Consider the following 18,101-nt stretch of genomic DNA (forward strand, 5'->3'; position numbering starts at 1 on the left):
CCTCCCGCTTCTGCCTCTGCCCCTGGTCCGGTGCCTCGCAGCCATGAGGACGCCGGCCCGCGCCAGCCACTACAGCGCCGCTTAAGTGGCATGAGCTGAACTGGTGACCGTCCGAATGAGATCGGACAATGTCCATTCGACACCTCGATATTCTCTACGGAGGGGTGCAATGACCACAGTATTGGCTGCCCTGGACACAGTGGTGGATCGGTTTGGGCCGGCCGTCCTCACCGATCACTTGGCCCTGGGAGCGGCATTGCGTGGGCTGCCGGACCCGTTGCCGGAGGACCAGATCAGTCTTCTGACGGAGGCGGCCGCATCGGGTGCGCCTGGCCGGCTGCGGAGCGCGCTGGAGGTCGGGACGCCGGCCCCGGCGGCCCTCAACGAAGCTGTGGCCCTGGCCACGGGAGCCGGCGGTGGGATGCCCGCGGAAACGGGCCGGTGGGCGGTGATACAACTGGGCTGCGCGGGCGGTCTGCTGCCGCGACACATGGCTGACCAGGAGGCCGCGCTGCCGCCGCCCGGGGGAGGCGTGTCGATGGGACGTCGTTCGCGCAGACACGTGGGTCCGGTCGTGGGGGCCGGCGCCGTCGTGGCGATCGCAGCGGTCGCCGTCCTCGCGGGGACCCAGCTCGTCGGGGCAGGTGACACCGGCACCGGGGCCGTGCCAAGCGCGTCCGCCGGGCCTTCGACGACGCTGTCGACCCTACCGGCCGCAGACGCGACGCCGAGCACGTCGGCAACGCCCGTCGCTCCCGGGACGGCGAGGCCCGGCTTCGCCGCAGACCCCCTCGAGGTCTTCCAAGCGCCCGAGCTGCGGCGGCTGGCCGAGATCTACCTGAAATCCGACGGGGTGCAGTGCCGCGCGGCGGCGACTCCGCTGGGCGTCCAGGAGGCCGTGGCGTGCAGCTTCAGCGACCGCGAAATCGTAGGCGTGTTCTACAAGTATCTGGGCCCGGAGGCGATGACCAACGCCCGAGACGGCCTGATCGACGGCAAGGTCTCCGCGGAGGACGGCACCGTGCGGCAGCTGACGTGGCGGTTCGTGGACAAACGGGCGGGCACGAAGGTCGGCATCCCGATGGGCACCAGGGCCCGCGCCGAGGGCCTTCGGGTGCGGTTCCAGAGCGTGAATACGGGCCGGCCCACCCTCTACTTCGACCAGGAGTCCATCTTGTGTTCCGGTACGTTCTCCGCGCTGACCGCCGACCGGACCGAGTTGCGCAACTTCTGGGCCAACCCGGAGCGATGATCGTGGACGCGCATGACCCGATGCCCGCTGCGCTCACCCGCGTAGCGGCTACCCACGGCGGCGCCGCCCTGATCGATCCCGTGGCGCTGAGGGCGGCCCTGGGCGCCACCGGCGTCCCCCGGCTGGCGCCCCACGAGGCGGACCTTCTCGTGGCGGTGTCCGGCAGTGGCCTGGTCCCACGCCTGCGATCCGCCGCAGGCACCGCGGATGAGGACGCTGTGGCCCAGGCAGCGGTCCGGGTGGTCATCGCCGAGGGGCATTCCGACGTGGCGGTTCGACGGGCCGTCGATGCCTTCGTCACTGCCCTCCGCGGCTCCGCGCGTCCGGGCGGGCCGGATCCATCCACCGTCGTCCTCGGCTCCGGCACCGACCCGACGAAACCCTGGCCGATCGGATCGGCCGAAGCGCGGACCAAACTGGACGCCTTCCACGGGCTGGACGCCGACCCGACCCAGGATCCGGTTCTGGACACCGTGTCAACCGCCGCCGCAGCAGCGCTGACGCCGGCTCCTGCCGGCCTGTCGTGGGACGACGGCACCGACGTGTCCGCTCCGGTGACACCGGAGCCTCCGGTGACACCAATACCGCTGGTCGCACCATCCGGACCTGCCGATCTCAGGACGGTCGGGAACCCGCTGGCCGCAGCGCTGCGGAACGGTCGCACAGCGGTGGTGGCCCTGTGCGTGGCCGGCGCCACGGCGGCGGCAATCGGCGTCATCGCGCTCAACCGGGACGACGCGCAGGAGCCTGCCCCGGTCGTGGACCGGTTCGCGTTGTCCCAGGTGGCGCAGCGATACCGGGAGCTGGGGGCGGCGCTCCTGACGGGCGCCCGCCGCTGCGTCCCGCTGGCACCACAGGTCGGCGAGGTCGAGCGGGTGCGCTGCGACTTCGCCGACCGCACGCTCGACCTGGTCCAGTACGGCTCCGCGGCCCAGCTCCGGCTGGAACGTGCCCGGACCGTGGACAGCACGATCGAGTGGGTGCGCTTCGGCCAGGTACTGGACCGGGATGCGACCTTCTCCATGCACGAGGACCGCACCGGGACAGCCACCGTCTACTGGGACTCTGTTCTGCCCCGCCCGCAGAGCGCCGTCATGACCAACTCCACCAGATCGGAGGAGACCGGTGAAACCGGCGCCGCCATGGCGCGGTTGTCGCTGCCCGAACTGGTCGACTTCTACGACGGCCGGCGGTTCGGCGGCCTGACCCGGCCGGAGCTGGACGCCGCGCAGTTCCGTTCCGGCGTGCTGGCCGATCTGGCGCAGAACGACCTGAACGAGCGGGAGATGCAGTGCCGGGCGGATCCGGGCGGGCCGTTCCGGCGGGCCGCCGAGCAGGTCACCTGCACGTTCCGGGAGGGGGTCACGGCGTGGTACGTCTTGGTCGAGGACCCAGACTCCTATGCCGTCTACCGCAAGGACATCGCCTCCTCGGCGAACGCGGTGCCCGGTTCGCACCACAGCGAAGCCTGGGAGGTCACCACCGATCACAAAGGCGGGACGCTCACCTACTACGAGGAGAGCACGACGAGCCAGTCGGTCCTGTACTCAGAACTGTCCTACCGCGACCCCGCCGGCCAAGGTCCCCAGGAGCCGACCCTCGCCATTGCCGTGTATCGACACCCGACCATGAGCCCCGCCCAGCTCAAGGCCTGGTGGCATCGGACGGCGGTGGACTGATTCCGCCCTCCCCCGGGTCAGCCGGGATAGCTCAGCGCGTCGAAGGTGCGCCGGACGCCGTTCACATCCGCAGGGTAGGCGCGGTCAGGGTCGCCGTCGAGCACGGTCAGCACGTTGTCGCCGACGGTCCAGACGTAGCGCAGGTTTTCGGCCGTGACGAAGCAGTAGAGCGTGCCCGAGCGACTGCCACGTGACCATTGCTCCTGGGCCGGCACGTTGTCCGGGCAGATGCCACTCGGCAGCGCGGTGGGGTCGGGGCCGCCGAGATGGCGAAGGTAGCCGGCCACCGTTTCCGGCCCGCTGAGTGCCATCAGCCGCAGCGACCCGACAGAAGCGTCCGTGAGCTCGCAGTCACGACTGGCCTGAGCACCGGCCTGGCGGTCGGCGTCCTCCAGCTCGATGGTCTGGCAGGTGACACCGCCCGGCGTAGCGGCCGTCAGCCGCTGCGCCGGCGAGGGACCGCGATCGTCCTGGAGCAGCCACACCGCCCCACCGCCGAGCAGCACGGCCGCAGCCACGCCTCCAGCGACGAGAACGCCGCGTCGACCGACCGATCGGCCGCCCGGTTGTCCCGCCGACCATCGCTGGACGCCGGTCCAGCGAGCCGTCGGCGCCACCGATTCCGGCTGACCTCCCCCGGCCGCTGAGTCACCGGCCGGCCGCGCGTGACCTTCGAGCGGAACGGTCTCGCCGGTCGGGCTCGGGTCAGACCCGAGGGACCCTGGACCGGTTCCCGTGACGGGCACCGCGACCAGCCCGGGCCGTACTATTGCGTCCCTCGCGGGCATCGCCAGGATCTGCCGGATCTGCCGACGGGCCTCGGCGACGGTCAGCCGCTGCACGGGATCCTTCGCCAGCAGGCCGACCAGGAGACGGTTGAGCTCGCCCGTGCGCGGGTCAGAGCCCTCCACCCATGGGATCGGGCCCATCGCGTGCCCCATGATCATCTGAGCCTGGGTCCCGACGAACGGCGGAGTGCCGTTCAGCAACGTCCACAGCATGCATCCGAGCGAGTAGACGTCGGATGCCGGGGTAGCCGGCCGGCCATCCAGCCGTTCCGGCGCCAGATAGGCGACGGTGCCCACCACGTCGCCGGTCTCGGTGGCCTGACCTGCGGGATCAGTGGTGCTGCGGGCGATCCCGAAGTCGCACAGGTAGACGAAGTCGTCCTCGTCGTGCGGAGAACGCGGGCGGCACAGCACGTTGCTGGGCTTGACGTCCCGATGCACGACGCCGACCGCGTGCCCGTCGCCGAGCGCACCGGCCACCTGGTCGGCGATGCGCAGCGCGCGACGCGGCAGAAGCGGGCCGCCGGCCACCAACCGGCCGAGGTCAGGCCCCTGGACCAGTTGCATGACCAGGTACAGGTTTCCATGGATCTCGCCGTGATCGTAAATCTGGGTCACGTGCGGTGAGTCCAGTTTGGCCAGTGCGGCGGCCTCACGGCCGAACCGGCCTCGGTAGGCCGGGTCCTGCGCAATGGCTTGCGGAAGCACCTTGAGGGCAACCGGCCGGTTCATCCGGGACTGCCAGGCGCGGTACACCACGCCCATCCCGCCCCGGCCGATCTCGGCATCGATCCGGTAGTCGCCGAACTCTTCGCCGACCTGGGGTAGTCCTGTCTCGGCTATGGCCGCACACCTCCGCCCGCAGAACGACAGACAGACCCGACTCAACCACCCTAGCCGGACGGCCCCAACGGCCGATCCATCGTTGGGCGGCGTTGGAGACGGCGGCCAATGACAGCGATCAAAGGCCCGGCCGTTGTGTGCGACCAGACCTTTGACCTGCAATTATTTGGGTGGAGCTGAGGGGATTTGAACCCCTGACCCCCTCGATGCGAACGAGGTGCGCTACCAGTCTGCGCCACAGCCCCTTACCAGCCCGCGAACCGCAGTCCGTGGAACCGCAAGAAGGCTAACAGGTCAGCCACCCAGCTCGCGAACCGCCCCCACCTCAGGCCGTGTGGTGTCGGCCCCCGGCTTCGTAGGCCCGGCCGCGCAGGCCGCCCGCCCGGCGGTAGTAGACCGAGGGCGCCGGCGACTGCGAGCCGTCCAAACCCATGGCCGTACGCCGGGCCGCCTCGCGCTGGGCGGCGAGCTGGCGCTGTTTCTCGCGCCGGTCGGCCGCGCGCCGGGCCTGTTCGCGCCGGACCATGGCCTGCTGGCGGGCCAGCCACGCCGCCTCGCGGGCCTCGACGCGGCGACGGCGGCGGTCGGCCAGGGCGCGGTTGCGCAGGTGCACCAGGTCGATCGCGAGCAGCGTGGCGGTCACCGCGAAGCCGATCCAGAAGCCGGGGCCGACCGCGGCCACGCCGATCAGCTCGATGATGTTGAGCAGCAGCAGGGCCGCGAAGACGCGGCGGCGTCGTACGACCGCTGGGGTGTGCCGTTTCAAGGGGGCGCGTCGCGCCGGTCGGCGCCCGGGGGTCACCAGGCGCAGGCGACGTTGCGGGGAAGCCACGGGGGCGGGCACCGTCACCTGGACGAGCCGTCCCGGCTTGATCGGCCGGCGTCCGGGCACGGTGCGGCGCCGGCGCCGGCGCTGAAGCACCCTGGCCGTTGACGACGCCCGCTCCGCGGCGAGCCGCTCGGAGGCGTCGTACCGGCGTACGAGCGCCGGTGCGAGGGCGAGCAGTCCGGCCGCGGCGAGGACGGCGAGGAGCACCGAGGTCGGCACCCTCACCCCTCCCGTCAGCTACGGGCGGCCCGCGCTACACACATTCGAGGCGGACCGCAAGACCCAATCTCCCCGAGGCTACGGGCGCGAGCTGCGGAAACATGCTCGACGCGCCGGGCGTGTCGAGCAGTAAGGATCAAACGGCACAGCGGCGGGGTCAGGCCCGCACGCGCCGCCAGCGGGCCAGCAGGCCGCCTTCGGCCGCGATCTCCTCGCTGGTCAACGCATATCCGAGGTGGTCGCGCCAGTTGCCGTCTATGTGCATGTAGCGCTGGTGGTACGCCTCCTCGCGGAACCCCAGCTTTTCGACGACCCGGCGTGACGGCCGGTTCTCGGGGCGGATGTTGACCTCGATGCGGTGCAGCCCGCCGGGGCCGAAGGCGTGGTCGACGGCGAGCGCCAGCGCGGTCGGGATCACACCCTGGCCCGCCACCCGATGATCAACCCAATAGCCCGCGTACGCCGAACTGAAGGCTCGCCGCACGATGTTGCCCAGATTGAGGTGGCCGACGAGCTCGCCCTTGAAGCAGACCGCGAACGGCATGCTCTCGCCGCGTCGCGCGGCCCGCCGCATGTCCTGGTAGACGTAGCCGAAGGCGCGCGTCGAGTTCATCTCGGCCCACGGGCCGGGCGGGGCCGATTCCCAGGGGGCGAGCCACTGCTGGTTGGCGATCCGCACGGCCGACCAGGCCCGTCCGTCGCCGCGCTTGTAGGGCCGCAGCATCACCGAGCCGTCCGCCAATGTGGCGGGCCACCCGGGTGTGGACCCCAGCATCATCGCCTCCGGTCGAGGAGCAGCACGTCCACGGTCGAGCCGGCGGCCGCCGTGGTGACCCGCTCGCCGAGGACCAGCAGTCCGTTGGCCTCGGCCAGGCCGGAGAGAGTGTACGGCCCACCGGCCAGCGGTTGCACCGTATGGCCGCCGCCGCGCCGTTCGGCCACGTGGGCGGGGCGGAATTCGCGCAGCCCGCCGGGTGAGGAGACCGTCTCGAGCAGGTGCGCGCGGACGCTGGGGCGGAAGACCGGTTCGGCCCCGGCGAGCAGCTGGATGACCGGGCGGGCCAGCACCTCGAAGCCGATCAGGGCGGCGCCGGGCTCGCCGGGCAGGCACACGACCGGCACCTCTTCGCCGCCGACGGTGCCGAAGCCGAGCGTGGCGCCGGGGCAGAGCGCGACGTCGGTGAACTCGACCACGCCGCGGCCGGGATCGCGCCGGGAGAGCACGCGGCGCAGCATGTCGCCGGGCCCGGTCCCCGTACCGCCGGTGGTGATGATCAGGTCGGCGCGCAGGGTCTGGTCCTCGAGCAGCCCGCGCAGGCCCTCGGGGTCGTCGTCGCAGATGCCGATCCGATACGCCAGTGCGCCCGCCTCGACCGCGGCGGCCGTCAACGCGTGCGAGTTGGCGTCGACGACCTGGCCCGGCTGGCTGGGACGGCCCACGTCGACCAGTTCGTCGCCGGTCGCGACGACGACGACGCGCGGGCTGGGCCGCACCACGACGTGCCCGATGCCGGAGGCCGCGAACGTGGCCACCATCGCGGGCGTCACATACCCCCCGGCCGGCGCCAGAACCTGCCCGGCCGCGATCTCGTCACCGGCACGGCGTACGCCGGAGCCCCGCTTGGGCGCGTGCAGGATCTCGACCGCCGCCATGCCCTGGTCGGTCCAGTGCACGGGCACGACGACGTCGGCGCCGATCGGCAGCGGCGCGCCGGCCGCCACCGAGAAACACGTGCCCGGGGTGAGCCGCACGGGTCGCCAGCTCGCCGCGCCGAGGTCGCCCACGACGTTGAGCCGCACCGGCCGCGGCCCGCCCTCGAACCGCCCGAAGGACGGGTGGGATCCGACCCGCCCGGCCCCGGACAGGTCTTCCCAGCGGGCCGCGTAACCGTCGATCGCGGCCTGGTCGAAGGCCGGAAAAGGGTGCGGCGCGAGCACGTCGTTGGCGAGCACGTTGCCGTGCGCCTGGGTGAGGTCGAGGTCGAGCGGAGGCAGCGCCCGCAACCTGCGCAGCACGCTGCCCAGGTATTCGGCGAGAGGCATCAGCTCGTTGGCGGCCGCCTCGGCATCGGCCGTGGCTGTCATCCCTTCGCACCGCCGGCGACGAACTCGGCCAGCCAGCTCCGGAATTCCTCGCCCAGGTCGTCGCGCTTGGCCGCCAGCATGACGACGGTCTGCAGGTAGCCCAGCGGCATGCCGGTGTCGTAGCGGTGGCCGCGGTAGATGATGCCGTGCACCGGGGTGCCGTCGGCCAGCAGTTGCGCCATCGCGTCGGTGAGCTGGATCTCGCCGCCGCTGCCGGGCTTGGTGTCGGCGATCGCCTCGAAGATCGTGGCGGGCAGGATGTAGCGGCCCAGGACGGCCAGGTTGCTCGGTGCCTCGTCGGGCGAGGGCTTCTCGACCAGCCCGGTCACCTGGACGATGTCGTCGCCTTCATCCGATCGGGCGACGGACGCGATGCCGTAGCGGGAGGTCTCCTCGGGCGCGACCTCGCCCAGAGCGAGCACGATCCCACCCGTACGCTCCTGAAGCTCGATCATCGCCGGGAGCAGCGGCTTGTCCTCCTCGACGAACTCGTCGCCGAGCAGCACCGCGAAGGGCTGGTCGCCGACGTGCGAGGCGGCCGTGCCGACGGCGTGACCCAGGCCCAGCGGCTCGCCCTGGCGGACGGTGTAGATGTCGGCCAGCTCGCTGGTGCGACGCACGGCGGCCAGCCGTTCGCGGTCGCCCTTCTCCTCGAGCCGGGCCTCGACGTCGGGGCGCCGGTCGAAGTGGTCGACCATCGAGGTCTTGCCCCGGCCGGTGACCAGCAGGACGTCGGTGATGCCGGCGGCCGCGGCCTCCTCCACGATGTATTGCAGGACGGGCCGGTCGACCACGGGCAGCAGTTCCTTGGGCACGGCCTTGGTCGCCGGCAGGAACCGGGTCGCCAGACCGGCCGCGGGAATCACGGCTTTCACTGCCCGGCGGCCGGACGCCTGCGCGTTCGTGGTCATGTAAAGGTCACCGCACCTTTCGTCAGTCGTGCCCGTGGTATGCCGCGAGACTAGCGGCCACGCCGGTGTTGCGGCGGTCGTGGCGCGCTCGGCACAGCGGTCGTCGGATCAAAGTCTCCTTCATGAACGCTCGCCGGGGCCCCTGACTCCGTCACATCGGCGGGTTCCGCCAATCGGTACGTGTCCCGGCCGGCCTTCTTGGCGGCGTAGAGAGCCCGGTCGGCCGCGGCCAGCACCTGAGGTGAATTCTCACCGTGCTCCGGATAGACCGCCACTCCGACCGACACGGTGACGGGAATCTGAATACCGTCGACGGCTATGGGGCGATCCCGCACGGCCGCGCCGAGACGTTCGGCGACGATCGCGCCGCCGTACCCGTCGGTCTCGGGCAGCAGCACCACGAATTCCTCGCCGCCCTGGCGGAAGGCGACGTCGACCTCGCGCAGCCCGATCCGGATGCGCCGGGCGAACTCCCCCAGCACCGCGTCCCCGGCGGCATGCCCGTACGTGTCGTTGACGTCCTTGAAGTGGTCGAGGTCGAGCACCAGGACCGTGAGCATGCGCCCGAAGCGGCTGGCCCGCTCCACCTCGCGGCGCAACGATTCCCGCAGGTAACGGTAGTTCCACAGCCCGGTCAGCGGGTCGGTCAGCGAGAGCCGTTGCGCCTCCTCGTGCAGCCGCACGTTGTGCACCGCGACCCCGGCCTGCCCGGCGAACGTACGCAGGGTGTGCAGGTCGGAGTCGTCGAACGTGTCGCCACCGACGCGGTCGTAGAGGGCCAGCACCCCCAGGGTCTCGGGGACCGGCGGAGGGTCACCCGGCTCTTCGGGAACCCCGGGCGCGCAGATCGGCACGGCCACATACGTGAGGCAGGGCGGTTCGGCCGACGCGAGCTCGCCCTGGCCCCGGCGCGGCTCCCCGGTCGCGGCCACCGAACCGAGCACGCCCTCGCCGATCGGCAGGCGCAGTTTGGGCAGGTCACCGTCGGGGACGTCCCAGGCGCCGGCGAGCCCCACACCGCACTGGGCCACGAGCTGCCCGGCGGGCTGGTCGATCAGCAGCACGAGACCGGCCCGCGCGCCGGTCGCGGCCAGCGCCGTGCGCAGGATCACCTGCAGTATGCGGTGCAGGTCATGGGTGCTGGAGAGCGTCTCGCCGAGGATCGCCAGGTGGCCGCGGAGCTGATCACGGCTGGCGGTGAGCGCCTGCACATAGGCCTGCAACTCGCGCGTCATGCGGTTGAAGGTCGCGGCGAGCCGGCCCAGCTCGTCGGGGTGCGGGATCGGCACGCGGGTGTCCAGCTCGCCGTCGGCGACGCGGTCGGCGGCCCAGGCCAGGTCGCCCAGGGGGCGGGTGGTCGAGCGGGCCAGCCAGCGTGCGACCAGCACGGCGGCGAGGGCGGCGGCGAGAACGACGGCCGGGAGTACGGCGTACAGAAAGGTCGGTCTGTTGGGTGGGACCGACAGGGTGAGCGGGAGCGGCTGGCCCGCTTCGGCGTCGAGCCGGCGATGTTCGCCGCCGGGCCGTTCGTCGGTGGTGAGCGCGACGTCGGCGCGGCCGGCCGAGGCGAGCCGATCGAGGAAGGCGGCGTCGACGGTCCGCGCCGCGGTCACGGTGATCTCACCGGAGACGGCGCGAGCGGCGATGGCGGTGACCGGGCCGGCGGCGGGGGCGGGGGCGGAGCAGTCACGCCAGCCGTCGAGCTCGTTGGTGACACCCGAGGGGCGAGGCGGGGCCGCTCGGGGGCTTGGGCCGGTTTCACCGATGTTGATGTCGGTGGCCAGCCCACGGGTGATCAACTGGCTGGCGACGGCCGCGCGCTGCTCCGGCGGCACGACGGCGACGGCGTCGGCGGCGGCCTGAAGCTGCCGGCAGGCAGCGGCCATTCCGGTGCGCACCGTGGTGGCGGCATGGTCGAGTCGCTCGGCGGTCCGGTCCCGGCTCACCGTGGCGACCGTCAGGGCGACGAAGATGGACCCGAGCAGGACCGGACCGAGCACGACGACCAGGAACGCGGTGGTGAGCCGGCCGCGTAGCGTCACGCATCCTCCCGGGAGTGGCCCTCTTTGGAGCGATGCTGACATAGTGTGCACCGTTTGCCGCTTTTCAAAAGGGGGTGTTGCGTGCCCGATTTAACCCAGGATGCGGAAAGATCTCGCGCCGGCAAGATCGCGCTCCGCAATCAGCTCCTCACTTCCCGTCGCTCGCTTCCCGTCACTGTGCTCGCTTCAGCCGCCGTCGCGACTCAAGATCAAATTCTTTCCCTCGTACGCCGGGAGAGCCCGGCAGTCGTCGCGGCGTACGTCCCGGTGGGTCGCGAACCCGGTGGGGCTGATCTTGTCGTGTCGCTTTCCGCCCATGTTCGCGTGCTGCTGCCCGTGCTGCTGCCCGACGGCGATCTGGACTGGGCGGACTATGCTCCGCCGCTCGTGGCCGGGCCGCGTGGCCTGCTCGAACCGGGCGGCCAGCGCCTCGGCGTCTCGGCCGTGACCTCGGCGAACCTCGTCATCGTGCCCGCTCTGGCGGTGGATCAGCAGGGGCTTCGGATGGGTCGCGGGGGCGGCTCGTACGATCGGGCGCTGTCGCGGCTGCCGTCGTCGGGAGGGCCTCTGGTGGTGGCGCTGCTGCACGACGGGGAGCTGGTCGAGCGGGTGCCGGCCGAGCCGCACGACCGGCCGGTCCACGCGGCGATCACCCCTCGTGGCGGTCTGACCGTTTTTGCCGACCGGCCCGCGGAGCCCACTCAGTGACGTGTTCGAGTGGACGAAATAAACTCCGATGGCGCAACATTGGCACTCGGAGTTGGCGAGTGCCAGCAGCCGAAAGATCCGGAGGAGCCGTGCCTACCTATCAGTACGCCTGCACCGAGTGCGGACACCAGCTCGAAGCAGTGCAGTCGTTCTCCGACGCGGCACTGACCGAATGCCCGAACTGCGACGGCAAGCTCCGCAAGGTCTTCAACTCGGTCGGCATCGTCTTCAAGGGGACGGGCTTCTACCGCAACGACTCGCGGTCGGGGAACGTCAGCGCCGAGAAGCCCACCAGTGGTGACTCGACCAAGAAGTCGGACGCCGCGTCGTCCTCGTCCTCTTCCTCTTCCTCGGGTGACTCGTCGTCCTCCACGTCGTCGTCGACCTCTTCGACCTCGTCGTCGACCTCGTCGTCGTCCTCGTCGTCGTCCTCGTCGGGCTCCAGCAGCGGCACGAAGGCCGCCGCCGCTTCCTGATCTCGAAACCGCGAACCGCGCCCGGCCACCCTTGGCCGCGGCGCGGTTCGCTGTGTTCGGTCGTCCCGCTATCACGCCCGTGGGCCTGTCCGGTGGTTATCCACAATTCTGGGCTGTCCACAGGGCGACCGCGAGTGATCTCCCGCCCGGCCTAACGTTCGCCTCGGCGCCGCCGGACCGCGACGCCGGAGCGAGCGGGAGGGGCGAGACGATGGGCAGATCCGGCACACCCCGTGGGGGTGCTGCCCTCCCCGAGGCGCGGGGATCGTCGGGCGGCGATGGACGGCTCGATCCCGTGCGCTGGCGCCGACCGGCCCGCGGCCTGCTGCTACGCCTCGTGGCGGTCGCGATCCTGTTGGGCACCGCCGCTCTGGTGTCGTGGTCACCCCCGGCCACCTGCGAACCACCGGCCCATACGGTTCAGGCCGGCGCGTCGCCGTCGGTCTCCGCGCCGGCCGGGGGCCGGCCCGTCGTCCCGTCGGGAAGCGTCGGCGTGCCCGTGCGGCTGGCCGACCCGGCCGCGCTGGCGCTGATCGAGGCCGGCAACCGGGTCGACCTGTTGCGCCTCGACGAGTCGGACGGCAGCACGATCTCGGTCGCCGAGGCGGCGCTCGTCCTGCGGGTCACCGGCGCCGACGACCCCACGGCCGGCGGGCTGCTGCTGGCGCTGGGCCCGGCCGAGGCCGACCGCGCTCTCGCCACGACGGGCCAGAGCTTCGCCGTGCGCATCCGCCCCGGCTGAGCCGACCGCCCCGCCGGGCGACCACTCGGCCTAGTGGCGGGCTGCTCTGCCCAGGTGGCGACCGCTCTGTCACGTGGCGACCGCTGGACCGGATGGTGCCCGCCGGGCCGGGTGGCGCCTGGCGGGTCGAGTGCCGACTGGCGTGTTGGGTGGCGTCACCAGTGCGGCGGGCGGTCCTCCAGCAGGCGCTCGTCGTTGTCATGTGACCGTTCGCCCCAGCCGCGCTCGGTGTCGTCGCGGGTCTGGTCGGGGAGGACTAGTGCCTCCTCCGACTCGAAGTTGACCTCGCGCTCGGCGTCGGAGTCGCGCTCGGGCCCGTTGAGGATGTCCACGCCTACGAGCGTAGGCCCGCGCCGCTGCGAAAGTCTTCCCCAGGCGGCTGTACCGTCGGTGAACGTGACCACCCCCACCGGTGACCCGGACGACGAGTACTGGCAGCGGCCCGATCCGCACGACGCCGTGCCCGGTCCCGAGCCCGAGCGGCCCACGCCGCCACCCGGCCCGGTCTATCCGGGGCCGCCCCGCACGGCCCCACCGTCGCCGAACTGGCGCCCGCCGACGATCGCCCACCCGCCGCCGCCGCGCGACATGCCGCAGCAGAACATGGACGCTCTCGACGAAGCCGAGGGCTCGGCCCGCACGGTCACCTACGGCGTGGGCCTGGTCGCCGGCGCGATCGCCCTGATCCTGCTCTGCCTGCTATGCGCCCGCGCCATCTTCTGACCCGGCGCCGAACGACGAACGCCCTGGGGTGGCTCGCACCCCAGGGCGTTTCCGGGTCCGGTCTCAGCCGGGCCACCGCGTTCTAATACGTGCCCCACACGGCGTTCGCGCCCGAGTCGCCGGTCTGGAAGACGTAGTAGCCGGCGAAGGCGGCCAAAACGATCAGCACGACCGCGCCACCCAGCTCGCCGACCAACGGCAGGCGGGTGCCGCCGCGACGCCACGTCAGCGCCACCATCACCAGGCTCACCACGGCGAGCGCCAGCGAGAACCAGGCCGTCCGCGTTCCGAAACTCATGTGGTCGTCGAGAATCTCCTTGCCCGGACCGCTCAGGCCCTGACCGAGCAGGCGGTTGTAGAGCTCGGTTCCCGAGGCCTTCGCGATGAAGGCCGACGCCGGGGCGGCGATCGCCAGGAGCACGAGGGCCCATCCCGTCTTGGGCCGCCAGCGGGGAATCAGCGCATAGACCACCGCCCCGACTGCGAGCAGCGGCACGAAAACGACCGCCGCATGCAGCACGAGCACGTGCACGGGCAAGCCGTTGATCTGGTCGAACACGAAGCCTCCTCTAGAACTGGCCGGGGTCGTCAGCTTAGAAGTACCTGACGACGCAAACATCCCCCATATGCGCTTACGCCCGGCGGTCCTTCCGGGTTCACCCCTCCAGCTGATCTTGTCGAAGTGGAGACCGACCGGTTGGCCGAGCCGGACGTCCAGCGGTCGCCGGCGCCGGGAAGTCCCTGATCATCGCGCTCGGCCCGGGGACGCCTGAGGGTGTTGGGGTTTCTGACTAATCGTGTTGTCATGGACGAGTGTCCAGAGGCGAGAAACTGCTGCGTGAGCACGGCCTGCGGGTGACCAAGCCACGCATCGCCGTACTGGAGATCCTCGCCGAGGGCGGCCACCTCGAGGTCGAGGACATCGCCCGTCGCGCCCGCGCCCGCCTCGACTCGGTCTCCACTCAGGCCGTTTACGACGTTCTCGGCGCGCTGTCCCGGGCCGGCCTGGCCCGGCGCTTGGAACCGGCCGGCAGCCCCGCCCGTTACGAGGCCCGGGTGGGCGACAACCACCACCACATCGTCTGCCGAGGCTGCGGCGAGATCGCCGACGTCGACTGCGTGATCGGCGAACGGCCCTGCCTGTCCCCCGCGAACTCCCACGGCTTCGAACTCGACGAGGCCGAGGTGACCTTCTGGGGCCTCTGCCCGGCCTGCCAGTCCCGCTCGGCCGAGACAATCGCCGACAACCGATCGCTCTGACCCATTCCGCGCGGCCTACCAGCAAAATCCCAAACCTGAACGGGTTCAACTTCAGGGGTACGGCGTGGCACTGTTGAGCCATGACCGTCGACGTCGGGTTGTTCGGGCCGGATTCCGTCACCTGGAAGCTCCACCAGGAACCGATCCTGCTGCTCGGCGGCCTGCGCTCGCTCTACCTGCAGGCCCTGCATCCACGCGCGGTCGCCGGCGTCAACCAGAACTCGGGCTATCGCTCCGACCCCTGGGGCCGCCTGATGCGTACCTCCGACTATGTCGGCACGATCGTCTACGGCTCCACGGCGGAGGTCGAGCAGGCCGCCGGCCGCCTGCGCCGCTTGCACGCGCGCATGATCGCGACCGACCCGCGCACCGGCAAGACCTTCCGCATCGACGAGCCCGACCTGCTGCGCTGGGTGCACGTCGCCGAGGTCGAGTCGTTCCTGACCACGGCGATCCGGGCCGGTGTCGGGCTGACCGCCGACGAGGTCGACCGCTATTACACCGAGCAGCTCAGAGCGGCCGAGCTGGTCGGTCTCGACCCCGCGACGGTCCCCGCCAGCGCGGCTGAGGTGGACGCCTATTACGCGGCCATGCGCCCCGGACTGGGCCTGACCAAGGACAGTGCCGAGACCGCCGTCTTCCTGACCGTGCCGCCCGTGCCCGACCTGTGGAGCAACCGCGCCCTGCGGCTGGGTCTCACGCTCGGCCCGGCCCGCTGGGCCTACTTCGGCGTCGCCGGCACCGCGATCGGCCTGCTGCCGCCCTGGGCCCGGCGCCTTTACGGCGGACTCGGCCTGCCCACGACCGACGTGACCGCCGGCCTCTCCGCCCGAGGCATGCGCCTGCTGCTGGCCACGATCTTCCGCACCCTCCCGAGCGAATATCGCATCAGCCCCATGCGCCGCACAGCCCTGGCCCGCGTGAACAAGAGCCAGCGTGAGCAAGAGCCAGCGTGAACAAAAGCTGGCGTGAACAAAAGCTGGCGTGAACAAGAGCTGGCGTGAACAAGAGCTGGCGTGAACAAGAGCTACTCGGTCAGGTGCTCGACGGACGCCCACGGGTCTTTGCTCGCCGCTTCTTTCCCGGCGGGGCAGCTCTTGCGGAAGTCGCACCAGGAGCAGAGCGCCCCCGGGTTGGTCGGGAACTCGGCGTCGGCGTCGGCGCCCCCGGCCACGGCCCGCTCGGCGGCCATGATGTCGCGGGCCGTCTGTTCCGCCCGGCGCACCTGACGGTCGAGCGATTCCTCGGTGTGCTCGTGGACGGCCACCGTGCCGGTCGGCAGATGGTGCAACTCGACGCGGTAGCTCGGGCGGCGGAAGACGCGCGAGGCCGCGTACGCGTAGAGCGCCAGCGCCTGCGACCCGCGTGCGTCGTCGGCGTCAAGACCGGAGCGGCCGGTCTTGTAGTCGACGATCACCGCCTCGGGGCCGTCGGGGCCCTGACGTGAGTCGATGCGGTCGGCGCGGCCGTTGAAGGCCAGCACCGCCGTCTTGGTCGCCACCACCCGTTCGACGCCCAGTGGCTCGTCGGCCGGGTCGAGGCCGCGCACGTAGGTCTCGAGCCAGCGCAGCGCCGCCCGGTAGACGACCCTTTCCTGATCGACGTCGCGGTAGCCCTCGCGCACCCAGGTGGCCTTGAGCAGCTTGGGCAGCGCGTCGAGCTCGCGACTCGCGGTCGGCAACGCGTACCAGTTCTTCAGCGCCGTGTGGACACTCGCGCCCAGCGAATTGTGGGCCCAGGGCGGACCCTTGGGCGGCGCCGGGCGGTCGACGTAGGAATGCCGGTAGCGGCGGGGACAGTCCGCGTATGCCCCGAGCTTGCTCGGTGTGCACACGAAGAGCCGCTCGGGCATGCCGTCGAAGCCGAGCTGCTCGGGAACCACGCTGGGGGAAGAGCGTCTGGTGGAGGGCACGGGACAATCCTGCCAGCCGGGTCTGACAAAAAGCCCGTCAGCCCTCCCCGAGGTAGAGCTGGACAAATGCGTCGACAGCGTCCGCGATCAACTGGACGGCGATGGCCGCGAGCAGCAGACCGGCGATCCGGGTGAGCACCTCGATGCCCGCCGGACGCAGCAGCTTGACGATCACGCCCGAGAACCGCAGCACCAGCCAGACCGCCAGCATGACCAGCACGATCCCGATGCCGATCACCGCATATTCACCGGTGCCGTCGGCCCGGCGTACGAAAAGCATGGTTGCGACGATCGCACCCGGCCCGGCCAGCAGGGGCGTCCCGATCGGCACCAGCGCGACGTTGCTGGTCCCGCCCTGTTCGGACGGCTCGTCGGCCTTGCCGGTGAGCAGCTGCAACGCCACCAGGATGAGCAGCAGACCGCCCGCACCCTGCAGCGCGGGCAGTTCGACGTGCAGATAGTCGAGCAGCGTCTGCCCGGCCACGGCGAAGCCGACGATCACACCGAGCGCGAGCAGCACAGCCTGGGTGCCGGCCTTCGCTCGGGCCTTCGCGTCCATCGTTCCGGTCAGCGCGAGGAACACCGGGACCATGCCCGGCGGGTCGACGATCACCAGCAGGGTCACGAAGACCTCGCCGAGCATCTTCAGATTCACCCGATCACGGTAGGTGGCGGGCCGCTTCTGCGCAGTTCGGTGCGGCCAGCGTCACCCCAGCACGGGCACTCCGGTCGCGGCCGAGACGATTTTCTCGTACGACTCCGGGGCGGTGAGGAAGTCTCCGAGCTGAACCGTCTTGTGCGTGCCGTGAAAGTCGGACGACCCGGTGACCACGAGGCCGAGCTCGTCGGCGAGCGCGCGCACGTGGGCCCGTTCGGCCGGTGAGTGATCTTCGTGGTCGGCCTCGAGCCCGAAGAGTCCCGCCTCGGCGAGCTCGACGATCAGCCGGTCGGGTACGACTCGTCCGCGCGACGTCGCCCGGGGATGGGCGAAGACCGTGACCCCGCCCGCGACCCGTACGGCGCGCACCGCCTCGAAAACGTCAAGATCAGCCTTCGGTACGAAGTATCGGGCGCCCAGCCAGCGCGAGGCGAACGCCTCACTGGTCGTCCGCACCAGCCCGGCCCGGATGAGAGCCTGCGCGATGTGCGGCCGCCCGACCGAGCCGCCTGCCGCGTAGCCGTACACCTCGTTCCAGGTGATCGGCACCCCGTCGGCGCTGAGCTTGGCCACGATCTTCTCGGCGCGCTGCTCACGATCGGTGCGCAGGCGGGCGAGGTCGGCGGCCAGGCGCGGCTCGTCGGGGTCGAAGAGATAGGCCAGCATGTGCAGCGCGATCGGATAGTCGCTCGCCCCGTGCCAGCGGCAGGACAGCTCGGCCCCGCGCACCAGTCGCAGGCCCTCGGGGAGCGCCTCGGCGGCCGCGGGCCAGCCGCCGGTGGTGTCGTGGTCGGTGATCGCCATGACGTCGAGACCGGCCGCCACGCCCGCGCGGACCAGCTCGGCGGGCGTGAGCGTGCCGTCGCTGGCCGTGGAGTGGCAGTGCAGGTCGATTCGGGTCACCGCAAAACGCTACCGGTCCGACGCCGCCCGCCGCCGCCTCCCTGTGCGATCCCTTCATCACAGGGGTACGG

The 18,101-nt window shown here is 71.3% G+C and carries 19 protein-coding genes and 1 tRNA gene; 7 read left to right on the forward strand and 13 right to left on the reverse strand.

Annotated elements, in window-relative coordinates:
• The first annotated feature begins 169 nt into the window (after positions 1–169).
• Complete coding sequence (locus EER30_RS03755; protein WP_127498245.1) at positions 170–1,252, forward strand: hypothetical protein; 1,083 nt, start codon at positions 170–172, stop codon at positions 1,250–1,252.
• Positions 1,253–1,254: 2 nt separating this feature from the next.
• Positions 1,255–2,931 carry a hypothetical protein gene (locus EER30_RS03760; protein ID WP_127498246.1) on the forward strand — a complete coding sequence of 559 codons (1,677 nt, stop codon included), beginning with the start codon at positions 1,255–1,257 and terminating at the stop codon, positions 2,929–2,931.
• Between the two features lie 17 nt (positions 2,932–2,948).
• Here EER30_RS03760 and EER30_RS03765 read toward each other — a convergent pair whose 3' ends face one another.
• From EER30_RS03765 to EER30_RS03795, 7 genes are all read right to left on the reverse strand, one after another.
• The gene (locus EER30_RS03765) at positions 2,949–4,607 is read right to left on the reverse strand and encodes a protein kinase domain-containing protein (RefSeq protein ID WP_127498248.1); all 1,659 of its coding nucleotides are present in this window, start codon (positions 4,605–4,607) and stop codon (positions 2,949–2,951) included.
• A 126-nt stretch (positions 4,608–4,733) separates the two neighbouring features.
• Positions 4,734–4,807, reverse strand: a tRNA-Ala gene (locus EER30_RS03770).
• A gap of 80 nt (positions 4,808–4,887) precedes the next feature.
• Positions 4,888–5,610: a divisome protein SepX/GlpR gene (gene sepX / locus EER30_RS03775; RefSeq protein ID WP_127498249.1), complete on the reverse strand. Its 723-nt coding sequence runs from the start codon at positions 5,608–5,610 to the stop codon at positions 4,888–4,890.
• 157 nt (positions 5,611–5,767) lie between these two features.
• The gene (locus tag EER30_RS03780) at positions 5,768–6,388 is read right to left on the reverse strand and encodes a GNAT family N-acetyltransferase (protein WP_164842217.1); all 621 of its coding nucleotides are present in this window, start codon (positions 6,386–6,388) and stop codon (positions 5,768–5,770) included.
• Positions 6,385–7,695: a molybdopterin molybdotransferase MoeA gene (locus EER30_RS03785; protein ID WP_127498252.1), complete on the reverse strand. Its 1,311-nt coding sequence runs from the start codon at positions 7,693–7,695 to the stop codon at positions 6,385–6,387. The genes EER30_RS03780 and EER30_RS03785 overlap by 4 nt, the downstream gene beginning before the upstream one ends.
• Positions 7,692–8,606, reverse strand: a complete 915-nt coding sequence (locus tag EER30_RS03790; RefSeq protein ID WP_127498254.1) for a UTP--glucose-1-phosphate uridylyltransferase — start codon at positions 8,604–8,606, stop codon at positions 7,692–7,694. The genes EER30_RS03785 and EER30_RS03790 overlap by 4 nt, the downstream gene beginning before the upstream one ends.
• 50 nt (positions 8,607–8,656) lie before the next feature.
• Positions 8,657–10,648 (reverse strand): sensor domain-containing diguanylate cyclase, encoded by a 1,992-nt coding sequence (locus tag EER30_RS03795; RefSeq protein ID WP_205650099.1) that lies wholly within the window; start codon positions 10,646–10,648, stop codon positions 8,657–8,659.
• Positions 10,649–10,729: 81 nt separating this feature from the next.
• Here EER30_RS03795 and EER30_RS03800 point away from each other — a divergent pair, with 81 nt between their 5' ends.
• Positions 10,730–11,356, forward strand: a complete 627-nt coding sequence (locus EER30_RS03800; RefSeq protein ID WP_127498258.1) for a 5-formyltetrahydrofolate cyclo-ligase — start codon at positions 10,730–10,732, stop codon at positions 11,354–11,356.
• Between the two features lie 244 nt (positions 11,357–11,600).
• Here the strand turns inward: EER30_RS03800 and EER30_RS48395 are convergent, their stop codons facing one another.
• Positions 11,601–11,810, reverse strand: coding sequence for a hypothetical protein (locus tag EER30_RS48395; RefSeq protein ID WP_240669865.1), 210 nt, complete (start codon positions 11,808–11,810; stop codon positions 11,601–11,603).
• 233 nt (positions 11,811–12,043) lie between these two features.
• Between EER30_RS48395 and EER30_RS03810 the strand changes: the two genes are divergently transcribed.
• Complete coding sequence (locus tag EER30_RS03810; protein ID WP_127498262.1) at positions 12,044–12,574, forward strand: hypothetical protein; 531 nt, start codon at positions 12,044–12,046, stop codon at positions 12,572–12,574.
• Positions 12,575–12,729: 155 nt separating this feature from the next.
• Here the strand turns inward: EER30_RS03810 and EER30_RS46895 are convergent, their stop codons facing one another.
• Positions 12,730–12,906, reverse strand: coding sequence for a hypothetical protein (locus tag EER30_RS46895; RefSeq protein ID WP_164842218.1), 177 nt, complete (start codon positions 12,904–12,906; stop codon positions 12,730–12,732).
• Between the two features lie 64 nt (positions 12,907–12,970).
• Between EER30_RS46895 and EER30_RS03815 the strand changes: the two genes are divergently transcribed.
• Positions 12,971–13,297: a translation initiation factor 2 gene (locus EER30_RS03815; RefSeq protein WP_164842219.1), complete on the forward strand. Its 327-nt coding sequence runs from the start codon at positions 12,971–12,973 to the stop codon at positions 13,295–13,297.
• Positions 13,298–13,379: 82 nt separating this feature from the next.
• Here EER30_RS03815 and EER30_RS03820 read toward each other — a convergent pair whose 3' ends face one another.
• The gene (locus EER30_RS03820) at positions 13,380–13,856 is read right to left on the reverse strand and encodes a DUF2231 domain-containing protein (RefSeq protein ID WP_127498265.1); all 477 of its coding nucleotides are present in this window, start codon (positions 13,854–13,856) and stop codon (positions 13,380–13,382) included.
• Positions 13,857–14,110: 254 nt separating this feature from the next.
• Between EER30_RS03820 and EER30_RS03825 the strand changes: the two genes are divergently transcribed.
• Both EER30_RS03825 and EER30_RS03830 read left to right on the forward strand, forming a co-directional pair.
• Positions 14,111–14,557 (forward strand): Fur family transcriptional regulator, encoded by a 447-nt coding sequence (locus tag EER30_RS03825; RefSeq protein ID WP_127498267.1) that lies wholly within the window; start codon positions 14,111–14,113, stop codon positions 14,555–14,557.
• 80 nt (positions 14,558–14,637) lie between these two features.
• Positions 14,638–15,513: an oxygenase MpaB family protein gene (locus EER30_RS03830; RefSeq protein WP_127498268.1), complete on the forward strand. Its 876-nt coding sequence runs from the start codon at positions 14,638–14,640 to the stop codon at positions 15,511–15,513.
• 71 nt (positions 15,514–15,584) lie between these two features.
• On the opposite strand, the gene EER30_RS03835 is transcribed toward EER30_RS03830, so the two are convergent.
• From EER30_RS03835 to EER30_RS03845, 3 genes are all read right to left on the reverse strand, one after another.
• Positions 15,585–16,409 carry a RecB family exonuclease gene (locus EER30_RS03835; RefSeq protein WP_127499332.1) on the reverse strand — a complete coding sequence of 275 codons (825 nt, stop codon included), beginning with the start codon at positions 16,407–16,409 and terminating at the stop codon, positions 15,585–15,587.
• A 97-nt stretch (positions 16,410–16,506) separates the two neighbouring features.
• Positions 16,507–17,112, reverse strand: coding sequence for a MarC family protein (locus tag EER30_RS03840; protein WP_432417515.1), 606 nt, complete (start codon positions 17,110–17,112; stop codon positions 16,507–16,509).
• Positions 17,113–17,175: 63 nt separating this feature from the next.
• Positions 17,176–18,030, reverse strand: coding sequence for a PHP domain-containing protein (locus EER30_RS03845; RefSeq protein ID WP_127498271.1), 855 nt, complete (start codon positions 18,028–18,030; stop codon positions 17,176–17,178).
• Positions 18,031–18,101: the final 71 nt, after the last annotated feature.

The organism is Actinoplanes solisilvae (assembly GCF_003999975.1).
In the GTDB taxonomy this organism is placed as follows: domain Bacteria; phylum Actinomycetota; class Actinomycetes; order Mycobacteriales; family Micromonosporaceae; genus Actinoplanes; species Actinoplanes solisilvae.